The organism is Acetobacter sp. DsW_063, assembly GCF_002153745.1.
In the GTDB taxonomy this organism is placed as follows: domain Bacteria; phylum Pseudomonadota; class Alphaproteobacteria; order Acetobacterales; family Acetobacteraceae; genus Acetobacter.
Genome location: NZ_JOPL01000005.1, coordinates 262,393 through 275,033 on the forward strand (window position 1 = coordinate 262,393; position 12,641 = coordinate 275,033).

Genomic DNA, 12,641 nt, shown 5'->3' on the forward strand with positions numbered 1-12,641 from the left:
CGTCGCCGGAGCTGTCCTCTTTGCCCATGCCTTCGCCTGAGCGTGGCGTCGATATCCTGACGTTCGGCTGTCGCCTCAACACGTATGAGAGCGAAGTCATGCGCGGCCATGCCACAGGGCTCGACGATGTGATCATCGTCAACACCTGCGCCGTGACGGGCGAGGCTGAGCGGCAGGCGCGACAGGCCATTCGCCGCGCTCATCGCCAGCGTCCCGGCGCGCGCATTGTCGTCACAGGCTGCGCCGCACAGATCGACCCTGATCGTTGGTCCGCTCTGCCGGGTGTGACACGCGTGCTGGGGAACGAAGACAAGCTCAAGGCGGAAAGCTGGACGCCCGCAGCGCTCACGCAGGGGAACGCGGTTTCCGACATCATGGCCGCGCGGGAGACGGCCGGGCACCTGGTGACGGAGTTCGCAGGCCGCACGCGCGCCTTCGTCGAGGTGCAACAGGGCTGCGATCATCGCTGCACCTTCTGCATCATCCCGTTCGGTCGCGGGCCGTCGCGCTCCGCCCCGGTCGGGGCGGTCGTGGAGCAGGTGCGGGCGCTGGTGGCGTCGGGTTACCGTGAAGTCGTACTGACGGGCGTGGACATCACGTCATGGGGCGGAGACCTGCCGGGGACGCCGCGTCTCGGGCAGCTATGTCGTCGCCTGCTGGCGCTTGTGCCTGAACTGGAGCGGCTGCGGCTGTCTTCCGTCGATCCGGTGGAGATTGATGAGGATATATGGCGCCTGCTGGAGTCCGAGCCTCGCTTCATGCCTTATCTGCACCTTTCGTTGCAGGCGGGATCCGACATGATCCTCAAGCGCATGAAGCGGCGGCATCTGGTGGAGGACGCAGCCAGGGTCATCGAGCGCGCTCGATCGATTAGGCCGCGTATCGGCATCGGAGCCGATCTGATCGCTGGTTTTCCTACCGAAGACGACGCGCTGTTCGAAGAGACACTGGCGTTCGTCGAACAGGCGTCACTGCCGTTTTTGCATGTCTTCCCGTACAGCGCGCGTCCCGGCACGCCTGCCGCGCGGATGCCCGCCGTGCAGGTTGTCGAGCGGAAGGTGCGCGCCGCGCGTATCCGCGCTCTCGGCGAGGCGGCGGCGCAGGCGTATTACCGCAGCCTTATCGGGCAGGATTTGAGCGTGCTCATGGAGACGGCCGATTCCGGCCATAGCGAGGAGTTCGCGCCGGTACGGCTGACGAAGCTTTCCGAGATCGGACGCATAGAGCGCGTGCGCGCCGTAGCGGTTGACGCGGGCGGCGTCGTGGCGGAAACGATCTGACATGGCGCTCGGTTTTTTCTCACGGCTCAAGCAGGGCCTGTCTCGTTCCACCCAGAAACTCGGAGCGGTCTTCACGAAGCGCAAGCTCGACGAAGCGGCGCTGGAGGATCTTGAAGATCATCTGATCGCGGCCGACCTCGGCCCGGCGGTCGCGGGCCGCGTCATCGATTCGTTCCGCGCGACGCGGTTCGGGGCGGAGGTGACGGACGACGAAATTCGCGCTGCGCTGTCCGAGGAAATCGCTCGCGTGTTGCTGCCCGTTGCGATCCCTTTTGAGCCTGACCCGGCTCTCAAGCCGCATGTCGTGCTGATGGTCGGCGTCAACGGCACAGGCAAGACGACGACGATCGGCAAGATGGCTCGCTATTTCAGCGAGCAGGGCAAGAAGGTCCTGATGGTCGCGGGCGATACCTTCCGCGCCGCCGCCGTCGAACAGTTGCAGGTATGGGGTGAGCGCACCGGAACGCCGGTGATCGCCGGCAAACCGGGCGCCGACGCCGCAGGTCTGGCCTTTGAGGCGCTGCGCCGCGGTCGCGCGGAAGGCGCCGATCTGCTGCTGATCGACACTGCCGGGCGCCTGCACAATAAGGGCGCCCTCATGGAAGAACTCGCGAAGATCATCCGCGTGATGAAGAAATTCGACGAGACGGCGCCGCATTCGGTCATTCTGGTTCTGGACGCCACCACGGGGCAGAACGCGCTGGAGCAAGTCCGCGTATTCCGCGAACTGGTGAACGTCACGGGCCTGATCGTCACGAAGCTGGACGGTTCGGCGCGCGGTGGCGTGGTCGTGGCTCTGGCCGATGCGTTCAAGCTGCCTGTGCACGCCGTGGGCGTGGGCGAGAAGGCGGAGGACCTGCGTCCGTTCTCGGCGGAGGATTTCGCGCGCGGGCTGGTGGGCAAGGCGGAGGTGTCGACCGTCGCCGAGGTTTCCGAAGAAGCGCCGAGCGAGGACTGACGGCGGAACACGGAAGCCTTTGACGACGCGGCTTTAACGCGAGCTTGCGCTGCGCGTGCGGGCTGCCGCAGCGTACCAGAGCGCGGCGACAAAAAAGCCGACATAGTAGCCGATATCCGCGCCGCCCAGCCAACGCGCTATAGGCCCGGTATAGAGGCTGCTTGTGGAGAACAACAGAACCGTCAGCGCGGACGTCACGACGAAAATCGTCGCTCCATGCGTCCAGCCCGACGGTGCGTCCGGCTCATGCCCGTATGCGACGTTGGGATCGTTCTTTTTGACCAGATACCAGTCCGCGAGTACGATCCCCGCCCAAGGCGCTATCCAGTACATCGTCACCAGCAGGTAGTCCGTGTAGAGCGACGCGTAACGTCCGGCGCCCGCGACAGCCAGCACGTAGCCGAGCGAGGCAGTGATGATCGCCGCCGCGACGCGCGGGACATGAATGCCAGCCGAAATCAGGCTGTAGCTGGCAGTATTGTCGTTGAAAGAATTTCCAGTGATCGACGACAGCGCGATGGCGGCGAGCGCAAGCGGTCCAAGCGGTCCCATTGCATGCTGAAGACTGGCGATCACTGCGGTCGGCGAGGGTTCCGCGATGCTCGCTGCGGTTAGCAATCCGAGGATCTGGAACGGTACGGCGGAGGTCAGCAACCCGGCGAGAGCGAGGGGCACTACACGTTTCGGGTTGGCGTCCACCGGCAAATATCGTGTGTAGTCGGACGAGTAGGTCGCCCATGACAGGTTGAAACTGACGAGAATCCCGACGGCGAGCAGAAATGTGGCGAAGCCGACAGAATGTTCCGCATGGATTACTGATCCGCCGTTTGCCGCGAAAGTCAGGCCGATCAGGGCGAATACCGCCAGCAGCAGCGCCCCCAGATATTTCTGAAGCGCCTGAACGACGTGATGTCCGTAAACCGAGGCGATCATCTGCACGCCGGCCAGCACGCCGAGCGCGAGCCAGAACGGCGCAGAAAGACCGAACACGGCGAGCAACGCGATCAGCGCGGCGGCGGCGGGCACGTTGTTCACCGCATCCCAGCCGACGCAATAGAGCCAGTTGAGAAACGACGGCGGCCTTACGCCCAGCGTTCCGAGCGCTCGGCGCGAAGCCTCCATCTGGGTGAGGCCCGTGGGCGGTCCGATCGCCGCGGCCAGCGCGACCGGCAATGCGCCGATCGCATTGCCGAGCAGGATCGCAAGCACGCCGGTCCGAAAATCCAGCCCAAGGCTGACCAGCAGGGCGCCGGTGACCCAGCCTCCCGGCCCCAGATTGGGGGAGAAATGGCTCCAGAACACGCGGTCCATCGGCATTGTCTTGCGTGAGAGCGGGGCGGGTTCGCGCACGGAAGCCGCCGACAGATCTTCCATCAGGGCGTGAGCGTTACGCTGCGAGGGCGGTGTCAATGGCGAGGTTCCGTTGATGGGGATGCGACGGCCGGCGAATCGCCTTCGTAACGTTAATACGGAGCGCGGGCGGCGTATATGCGGTCAGCCCGCCTCAGGAAGGGTCGCCTGCCCGGCACAATGTCCCGGCGGCGCCGACAGGCTGATTGAGGTAATATTTTTCAGCGAGACTGATCGGCAGCATGTCCATCAGACGCGAGCCAGCGACGAGCCAGCGTGGAAAGACAATTCTCCGCTTGTTGCGGTTCAGTCCGTTCATGATGCGGTCGGCGGCGTGTTGAACCTGCGTCAGTCCGGGCATGTGAAATTCGTTCACGTTCGCCATGGGCGTTGAGATGAAGCCGCACACGACGGACGACAGCAGCACGCCCTCGCGGCGCAGATTGCCGCCTGTCGCCACCATGAAGCGGTCTACGGCGGCCTTGGTCGCGCAATAGGACGGCGTGCCGGGAAACGACACGACGCCCGCGACGGAGGAGATGGCGCAGATGCGGCCGCGAAGGCCGTCGTCCGCACGCGGTTGGGAGCGGATAATGTCGATCGCGGGCATCACCGTGTTGATCACGCCCAGGAGATTGGTCTCGATCATCACCCGGACCTGCCGTTCGGATTCCAGCGAAGCAGCGCCGCCAGTGGTCGGACAGTTCGATAGGCGTGTGACCCCGCCCGTCACGCCTGCGCAGGCGATCACCAGATCCAACTGCCTACACCCCGACACCAGCGCCTTCATCGCCGTCGCGTCGCGGACATCGATGCGGCGCCCCTCGCACCGGGCGCCGAGCGCTTCAGCGCGCGCGACGGTATCTTGCAGACGGATAGCGTCGTGGTCGACGAGGTGAAGTGTCGCGCCGGGCTTCGCCTGCTTCAACGCGAGCGCGCGGCCAAGGCCCGACGCCGCGCCGGTGATCAGAAGCGAGGTCCGTTTCATAGTCGCGCTATTAACCCGACGCTGATAGAAGGGCGCAAGTGACTGGCGCAGCGTGTTGGGATCATTAGACCATGACGAGCAACCACCCCGGCGAATATCCGATGCGAAGGAGTGCGCCGCCAGTCCGCGTAGCCAGTCCGGCAGTGGCGCGGCGGGGCGTCTGTTTCGTCATTTCTGCGCCGTCCGGTGCGGGCAAGTCGACCATCGCGAACGCACTCCGCGCTGCAGAGCCTCGTCTCAGTGATTCTGTCTCCGTCACCACGAGGGCGCCTCGCCCCGGAGAGGTCGATGGGGTGCATTACCATTTTCGCAGTATGGAAGAGTTCCGGCGAATGGCCGACGCCGGGGAACTGCTGGAATGGGCGACGGTGTTCGGTCGTGGTTACGGAACGCCGCGCGAGCCGGTGGAGCGTGCACTGGCTGAGGGGCGCGACATGGTGTTCGACATCGACTGGCAGGGGCATCGCCAGATTCGTGCGGCGCTGCCTGACGACGTCATCAGCCTGTTCGTGTTGCCGCCGTCTTTGGCGGAACTTGAGCGTCGACTGCATTCGCGCGGGTCTGACGCGGAGGACGAGATCGGTCGCCGCATGGCTGCGGCCCGCGACGAGATTTCCCACTGGCGCGAATTCGACCACGTTATCGTCAATACGGATCTTGATCGTGCGCTCCTTGAAGCCCGCGCGGTGTTGATATCCGCGCGGTTAAAAACTCTTCGGCAGACAGGGCTTGAAAGCTTCGTCGACGGATTCTTTGTGTAACGCGTCACGCGCAATTCAGGTTGCGTCATAGTTTATTCAGCTATCGGAGACCATGATTGCAGGAGCGGCTGGTTCCATTCTTGCATCAACCTTATTGGTTATGCAGATTTCGGCGGACGTCTGGCGTGGATGAACGCTGTTTCGCTTACGGATTTCATCTGAGAAAATATTGAAGACTGAAGAACGCGTTGCGATAAAAGCGTCATCAGTATCAGCGTTTGGCGACAAGGGCCGTCACATGCAAACGGTCGTCTGAACGGGCGACGCTTGAAACATCGGATTTGCTGAAGTCATGGATTTTTCCGCGATCACTGTCCTCTGCATTGGCGACGTGATGCTCGATCGCTTCCTTTATGGCGAAATGGAGCGAATTTCGCCTGAGGCGCCAGTGCCAGTACTGTTGCTGAAAGAGCGCCGGGAGATGCCAGGGGGCGCGGGCAATGTCGTCAGCAACGTGATCTCGCTGGGCGGCAAGGCGGTTCTCGTCGGGTTGGTTGGAAACGACGATGCCGCCACCACCCTGCGCGACCGACTCCGTCATGGCGAGCAGATCACTGACGCGTTGGTGACGACTGCGCATCGGCCGACCATTTGCAAGACCCGATATATCGCGACCCACCAGCAAGTCGTGCGCGCTGATGAAGAGAGCAGGCTACCGTTGCAGCCTGAGGAGGCCGAAGCATTGCAGCGGGCGATCGATGTGCGTTTGACCGAAGCGGATGTCGTCATTCTTTCGGACTACGGCAAGGGCGTGTGCGATCCGCTTGTCGTGCGTCACCTGATGGAGGGGGCGAGAAACAGGGGCGTGCCTGTATTCGTCGATCCTAAATCTTCTGATTTTAGCCGTTACCATGGAGCGACCTGCATCACTCCCAATGCTCGGGAACTCGCGGCGGCGGCTGGAGCAAACGCCGGAGATGACGCCGAGGTGGAAGCGGCCGCGCGACTTGTCATGGCGCAGGCCGGAGCGAAAGCGATTCTCGCGACGCGTTCAGAGAAAGGCATGATGCTGGTGCCGAGAGACGGGCAGGCTGTAGGCGCGCCGGCCCGGGCGCGCGAAGTCTTCGACGTTTCCGGCGCTGGCGATACGGTCATCGCGACTATGGCTCTGGCCGTGGCGTCCGGTATGCCGTGGGAACAGGCGATGCGGGTGGCCAACGCCGCCGCCGGGGTTGTAGTCGGCAAGTTGGGGACGGCTACCGCAGATATCGCCGAGGTGCTCGGCGAATTGCGAGCCCAGGATATGTCGTCGCCTGTCGGTCATCTGCTGTCGCAGGAGCAGGCGGCGCGTCAGGTCGTGCGCTGGAAGGAGCAGGGGCTGACCGTTGGTTTCACCAACGGATGCTTCGATATCCTCCACCCGGGGCATATCAGCCTGCTGGCTGCGGCGCGCGCCGAATGCGACCGGCTGATCGTGGCGTTGAATGACGACGCCAGCGTGCGACGGCTTAAGGGGGAGACGCGCCCTATAAATGCCCTGACAGACCGGGCCATCGTCATTGCCGCGCTGCGCTCTGTCGATGCGGTGGTTTCTTTTGCCGAAGACACGCCTCTGGAGATAATCCGTAAGCTCATGCCGGACGTGTTGGTCAAGGGGGCGGACTACACGCCTGAGCAGGTGGTCGGCGCCGGTGACGTGATTGCGGCGGGAGGCCGACTGGTTCTGGTGGATCTGCGAGCCGGTCACTCCACGACCGCGACTGTGCGGCGTATCGCAGGGGATTGATGTTCGAGGCGGAAGGTGAAGTAATCCTCAGAACGGCCTTAGATTTTGCAAGTAATCTTTGAAAGTCATGGCGATTTCAGAGAGGTCTGATTTCGCCCGATGCAGCCTGATCCGTTTCTTGCAGCGTTTTATGACGTCGTTAAGACATCGACGCCTAAGTTCAGTCAGGCGCAGATGGCTGGCGCTTCGTAAATATCTCGAGAAGCGGACTCATGGAGCGACTCTTTACATTTCTGCTTAATGAGCAGCATGTGCGATCGCATCTGACGGTGCTCGCGCTCGCCATCCTTGGCGGGTTTCTTTCGGTTCGTTGTCTTTCGGTTTCGCGTTGGCCAAGGCTGATTCGCATATTTGTGTTCGGCGCTGTTGTTTCGACGTCGGAATTGGCGACTTTCTTCGATACTTTATGGTCGACCTACCCGAGTCTGTGGGGCCGTTTACCGGAGCCTGTTACGTTGCTCGCAGGTGCGATCACGTTCCTGTCGGCGGCAGTCTCGGGGTATCTTTATCTTTGCCAGCGTCGAAGTATCAGAAACGTCATTCTTGCAGGGTGTTTGCTTGCCTTTGGAATGTCCTGCTCTACTTTCGCTGTTCTCGTTTCCATAGTGCAACCGTTCACGCTCGCGTACGATCTCTCAGCCGTGATGGCGGTGATGATTGTCGGCTCGACTCTGTGCGGATTTGCGTTCTGGGAACTGGGAAGCAGTATCGCCGCTCGACCCGTGCTGGTGTCGAGCCTGTTGCTCGCGGTCACGTTGACGGAACTCCCGCTGGGATCGATGGGATCGGTCCTACCTTTCGGAGACTGGATGTCCGCCAGCCAGACGCCGGACAGCGCGGCGTTCTCGCCCATCGCGGTCATTGGCCTGTCGGAATTTCTGGCGGTCATGTTTCTCGTTTTCCTCGCTTCGCTTCTTGATATCCGGGTCGCTGGCGCGCAGCAGCGGGAAAGCGACCGAATGCGACATCTGGCCGACGGCACGTTCGAAGGGATTCTCATTCATCGGGGATCGAACATCATCGACGCCAACGAACGAATACTCGAGATGACCGGACTCGACATTGAAACGGCAAAAAAACGCACAATCGAAGAGCTGTTCGTAGAGCCTCCGTCCGTCGAGATCCTGAACAATGAAAAAGCCGAACCCGGAATCGTGTCGGCGCCACAGCAACTGGAACTCGTGAGTGCGACAGGACGACATGTCGCGGTCGAAATTCTCTCCAGATCTGTTCCGTATGTTGACGGGCAAGCGTCTGTTCTCGCTGTGCGTGACATTACGGAGCGAAAAGCGGCAGAGGAGCACATTCGATTTTTGGCGTTGCACGACTCCTTGACGTCCCTGCCAAATCGACGAGGCCTTGAGCTCGTATTGACGCAAGTTTTGAGCCAGACCCGCGTTGCAGGAGGACAATCAGCAGTTCTGTGCCTTGATTTGGATGGTTTTAAGGCTGTTAACGATACGCTTGGTCATCACGCAGGCGACATGCTTCTGAAGCAGGTTGCTCATCGGTTTCAGGCTGAGTTGAGGGATGGAGATTACATCGCTCGGTTGGGTGGGGACGAATTTGTCATAGTTCTCAGAACAGTTGAGGAAATTTCGGATGCTGTTGCACTCGCGCGCAGGATCATCGCGTGCTTGTGGAGACCCTTTGAACTGAGTGGGCACGACGCCTACGTGGGTGTCAGTATTGGCGTCGCTGTGAGTCCACGTGACGGCGATACGGCTGTTTCCATCCTGAAATCGGCAGATATAGCTATGTATCAGGCGAAGCAGGGAGGGAAAGGGCAAGCTTGTGAGTTCGCTTCGGGTATGGACGCCGCGCTTCGTGAGCGCCACGATATCGAACTGGACCTGCGAGCGGCCTTAAGTCGAGAGGAGCTGGTCATTCATTATCAACCCTTGTTTGATATTTCTGGTGTTATCACAGGATTTGAAGCGTTGGCGCGTTGGCCACACTCCACCCGAGGAATGATACCACCAGATCGTTTTATTCCGCTGGCAGAGGAAACTGGGTTGATTGTCCCTCTCGGCGAGTGGGTACTTAGAACGGCATGCAGCGCGGCTGCGAAATGGCGTTCTGACATCAGTATCGCGGTCAACCTCTCTCCGATTCAATTTCAGCGAGTCGATTTGGTTGAAATGGTTACCCGAGTCCTCGCGGAAACGGGGCTCGATCCCGAGCGACTGGAACTGGAGGTCACGGAAAGCCTGTTAATGGAAGATACGGCTAAAGCACTCGAGTTGGTCAGAGACTTGCGAAATCATGGGGTTCGAGTGGCGTTGGACGATTTCGGCACCGGCTATTCAAGCTTGGCTTATTTGCATAATTTTCCATTCGACAAGGTAAAGGTAGATCGAAGCTTCATCGGAAAAATCAGCAACGATCCGAACGCCTGGACCATTGTAGAGGCAATTATTCTGATGAGTCATAAACTCAACCTGCGTGTGACGGCAGAAGGAATCGAAACAGGGGCACAGCTTTCCCTTCTTACAGAACGTGGCTGCGACGAAATGCAGGGCTTTCTACTCGGACGGCCGATGCCGGAGGAAGAAGCCTCGGTCATAGCGAGAGATCATCGTATTGTTGCGCCTGTTTAACCGGCTTACTGGTGACGGGTGCTCATGTTAGGTATGTGCCGCTATTCAAGCGTCAATGTTCATTGTGCTTTTACCGAGGTGTGTCAGTTCGCGGTGGGCGCAATGTTGATTGTGTAAATTTTGAATTTCCCAAAATTGGAAAAGCATTTCGTCGGTGCGCAAAACTTTTCGGCTGAAAGGGAACGCCGGTGAAAGGCGAAGTGCTTCCGCCGTGACCTGGGGAGTTGGGCATGATGATGACCTGCGTGGGCGGCGGCGGAGCATTTTCGTATGACGGTGGAGAGATCGGACGACTGCCCGCAGTATAATCCCAATGAGATTTGTTCATTGCGGGGTCGGTTGAGTAATCTTGGGCTAGCGCATAGCCTAGTGAGTACGCCGCCAAAAACGCGCCAAAAATAACTTTCCGCATGCTCTGCATCTCATCCATGTAGCTGGATGCAAAGTGCCGCGTATTCGTTAAGAAATGACGTTCCTTGCGCAGATCGAGGAGGCCCGCACGGAATTCGGGCTGGCCCACCCGTGGAATTGGCAGGGCATGTTTTCACATTCTCCCGACTTTTACGCGGCGTTTGAGACCGCCCACATATTCGAGCAGTAACCGATGGCGCGCTAATTAAGGCTGATGCGGGTGACGCAGTCAGCGCGAGACTGCGTCACCTCGGCCCTATTTACTCAGCAGGCACGTAGACCGTATTGCCGGCATCACGGAACTCCCGGCTCTTTTGCTCCATACCAGCCAGACGCTGAGCGTCGTCACGAATATCCTGACTGATACGCATCGAACAGAATTTAGGCCCGCACATGGAGCAGAAATGGGCTGTCTTGTGCGCCTCCTTCGGCAACGTCTCGTCATGATACGCGCGCGCCGTATCAGGGTCGAGCGACAGCTTGAACTGGTCTTCCCATCGGAAAGAGAAACGCGCGCGGCTCAGAGCGTCGTCGCGCAGCTTCGCCGCCGGGTGGCCTTTCGCCAGGTCGGCGGCGTGTGCGGCGATGCGATAGGTGATGACGCCGACTTTGACGTCGTCGCGGTTCGGCAAACCAAGGTGCTCTTTTGGCGTGACGTAGCAGAGCATTGACGTGCCGAACCAGCCGATCATCGCGGCGCCGATGGCGGAGGTGATGTGGTCATAACCCGGCGCGATGTCCGTCGTTAGCGGGCCAAGCGTGTAGAATGGCGCTTCATCACATTCGCGCAGTTGCTTGTCCATGTTCTCCTTGATCTTGTGCATCGGCACATGGCCTGGGCCTTCGATCATCACCTGACAGCCCTTCGCCCAAGCGATCTTGGTCAACTCGCCTAGTGTCTCCAGTTCAGCGAATTGGGCTGCGTCATTGGCGTCGGCGATGGAGCCCGGACGCAGGCCGTCTCCAAGGGAGAACGAGACGTCATACTTGCGCATGATGTCGCAGATTTCCTCGAAGTGCTCGTAAAGGAAGCTCTCACGATGCTCCATCAGGCACCAACTGGCCATGATCGACCCACCGCGCGACACGATGCCCGTCACGCGCTCGGCGGTCAGCGGGACATGGGCGAGTCTGACGCCTGCATGGATGGTGAAGTAATCGACGCCTTGCTCGGCCTGCTCGATCAGCGTGTCGCGGAAAACTTCCCAGTTGAGAGCGGACACGTCACCGCCGACCTTTTCAAGGGCCTGATACAGCGGAACTGTGCCGATCGGAGTCGGTGAGTTGCGGAGGATCCAGTCGCGAATGTTGTGGATATTACGGCCGGTCGACAGGTCCATGACGGTGTCGGCGCCCCAGCGGATCGACCAGACGAGTTTTTCAACCTCTTCCGCGGCTGATGAGGTGACGGCTGAATTGCCGATATTGGCGTTCACTTTCACCAGGAAGTTACGGCCAATGATGACCGGCTCCAGTTCCGGGTGATTGATGTTCGCCGGGATGATGGCGCGGCCGCGTGCGATCTCGTCACGGACGAATTCGGGCGTTACGAATTCGGGAATGACTGCGCCGAAATCCTCGCCGTCGCGGCGACGGGCGTTAGCGCCTTCAGCTGCTTTGACGCGCCCGAGGTTTTCCCGGTGCGCGACGTAGATCATCTCCTCGGTGATGACGCCTGCGCGCGCGAACTCGTACTGCGTTACCCGTTTCGCCTGCCCGGCTTCGAGCACGGCATGCGGCGCGGGGCAGGGAGCGACAAGGCGATCGCCCGTGGCCCCGCCGTTGTCTTCGGGTTTGACCGCGCGCGGCACGGCTGCGGAAAATCCGCGTCTGGCCAGCCACTCGGCCCGCACCTTCGGAAGGCCCTGACGCACGTCGATCACGGCGTCCAAATCGGTGTACGGGCCGGACGTATCGTAAATACGCAGCGGGGCCTCGTTGGCCGAGGCGTCAAGCGCGATTTCACGGAAAGGAACGCGGATGTCCGGACGGCCTTCCGGGCTGGAATAGACCTTGCGCGAGCCCCAGATGGGACCTGTGGTCACTTCGCCGGGGCTGGGGGCCGCCGATTGCGGGGAGGGCGGGGCGATATGATTCATGAGAAGCGTCCTCGATGCGAACGAGGAACGGGCACCGGTCGAAAGCTTCCACGAATCCGAACAAGTCGGAGCCACTCGACCAGACCAGTCCCTCCGCCGGTATTAACCGGATCAGGTTCCCCGGACGGCCTCCTTATTGGGGCGTCCGGCAGGGTCGTCACGCGGCAACGTGTCAGACACGCGCCCAATGACCTCTCAGTTCCTTGCCAGAACCCCCCTTGGTGCTCGTGATCACACTCTCTAAGGTCGGTGCTTGTCAACATCAGCTTATATTGGGTCGCGATATGCGGCGTGTTATCACGCGAAATTGCACTCGTCGGGAAGTGACTTTCGGGGCGGCTTGGTGAGGCGTTGTCGGGCTGCGCGATGGAGAGGGCTGAGACGGAGCGGCCTTAATATGCCCAGATCAAAAATCCTCCCCCTAGGTTCAGGACCTATTAATGTATTGAATTGAGCGAGAGGTTGTGA

The 12,641-nt window shown here is 60.5% G+C and carries 8 protein-coding genes and 1 riboswitch; of the genes, 5 read left to right on the plus strand and 3 right to left on the minus strand.

Annotated features, from left to right (window positions below; genetic code table 11):
* Positions 1-26: 26 nt before the first annotated feature.
* Positions 27-1,280 (plus strand): tRNA (N(6)-L-threonylcarbamoyladenosine(37)-C(2))-methylthiotransferase MtaB, encoded by a 1,254-nt coding sequence (gene mtaB / locus HK28_RS01270; RefSeq protein ID WP_086642823.1) that lies wholly within the window; start codon positions 27-29, stop codon positions 1,278-1,280.
* 1 nt (position 1,281) lies between these two features.
* Complete coding sequence (ftsY, locus tag HK28_RS01275; RefSeq protein ID WP_086642783.1) at positions 1,282-2,238, plus strand: signal recognition particle-docking protein FtsY; 957 nt, start codon at positions 1,282-1,284, stop codon at positions 2,236-2,238.
* A gap of 33 nt (positions 2,239-2,271) precedes the next feature.
* Here the strand turns inward: ftsY and HK28_RS01280 are convergent, their stop codons facing one another.
* Positions 2,272-3,612 carry a cytosine permease gene (locus HK28_RS01280; protein WP_086642784.1) on the minus strand — a complete coding sequence of 447 codons (1,341 nt, stop codon included), beginning with the start codon at positions 3,610-3,612 and terminating at the stop codon, positions 2,272-2,274.
* Between the two features lie 130 nt (positions 3,613-3,742).
* Positions 3,743-4,576, minus strand: coding sequence for an SDR family oxidoreductase (locus tag HK28_RS01285; RefSeq protein WP_086642785.1), 834 nt, complete (start codon positions 4,574-4,576; stop codon positions 3,743-3,745).
* A 101-nt stretch (positions 4,577-4,677) separates the two neighbouring features.
* On the opposite strand from HK28_RS01285, the gene gmk reads away from it, so the two are divergent.
* The 3 genes from gmk to HK28_RS01300 all read left to right on the plus strand — a co-directional run bounded on the left by gmk (position 4,678) and on the right by HK28_RS01300 (position 9,663).
* The gene (gene gmk / locus HK28_RS01290) at positions 4,678-5,337 is read left to right on the plus strand and encodes a guanylate kinase (protein ID WP_086642824.1); all 660 of its coding nucleotides are present in this window, start codon (positions 4,678-4,680) and stop codon (positions 5,335-5,337) included.
* Between the two features lie 292 nt (positions 5,338-5,629).
* On the plus strand, positions 5,630-7,063 hold the full coding sequence (hldE, locus tag HK28_RS01295) for a bifunctional D-glycero-beta-D-manno-heptose-7-phosphate kinase/D-glycero-beta-D-manno-heptose 1-phosphate adenylyltransferase HldE (protein ID WP_086642786.1): 1,434 nt from the start codon (positions 5,630-5,632) through the stop codon (positions 7,061-7,063).
* Positions 7,064-7,275: 212 nt separating this feature from the next.
* Complete coding sequence (locus HK28_RS01300; protein ID WP_086642787.1) at positions 7,276-9,663, plus strand: bifunctional diguanylate cyclase/phosphodiesterase; 2,388 nt, start codon at positions 7,276-7,278, stop codon at positions 9,661-9,663.
* 671 nt (positions 9,664-10,334) lie between these two features.
* Here the strand turns inward: HK28_RS01300 and thiC are convergent.
* Positions 10,335-12,173 (minus strand): phosphomethylpyrimidine synthase ThiC, encoded by a 1,839-nt coding sequence (gene thiC / locus HK28_RS01305; protein ID WP_086642788.1) that lies wholly within the window; start codon positions 12,171-12,173, stop codon positions 10,335-10,337.
* Positions 12,174-12,243: 70 nt separating this feature from the next.
* A riboswitch (TPP riboswitch) is annotated at positions 12,244-12,402 on the minus strand.
* Positions 12,403-12,641 lie beyond the last annotated feature (239 nt).

Excerpts from the sequence above, each read along its gene's own strand:
- HK28_RS01280 (WP_086642784.1), bottom strand. The coding sequence starts at position 3,612 with ATGGAAGATCTGTCGGCGGCTTCCGTGCGCGAACCCGCCCCGCTCTCA.
- ftsY (WP_086642783.1), top strand. The coding sequence starts at position 1,282 with ATGGCGCTCGGTTTTTTCTCACGGCTCAAGCAGGGCCTGTCTCGTTCC.
- HK28_RS01285 (WP_086642785.1), bottom strand. The coding sequence starts at position 4,576 with ATGAAACGGACCTCGCTTCTGATCACCGGCGCGGCGTCGGGCCTTGGC.
- hldE (WP_086642786.1), top strand. The coding sequence starts at position 5,630 with ATGGATTTTTCCGCGATCACTGTCCTCTGCATTGGCGACGTGATGCTC.
- mtaB (WP_086642823.1), top strand. The coding sequence starts at position 27 with ATGCCTTCGCCTGAGCGTGGCGTCGATATCCTGACGTTCGGCTGTCGC.
- gmk (WP_086642824.1), top strand. The coding sequence starts at position 4,678 with ATGCGAAGGAGTGCGCCGCCAGTCCGCGTAGCCAGTCCGGCAGTGGCG.
- HK28_RS01300 (WP_086642787.1), top strand. The coding sequence starts at position 7,276 with ATGGAGCGACTCTTTACATTTCTGCTTAATGAGCAGCATGTGCGATCG.
- thiC (WP_086642788.1), bottom strand. The coding sequence starts at position 12,173 with ATGAATCATATCGCCCCGCCCTCCCCGCAATCGGCGGCCCCCAGCCCC.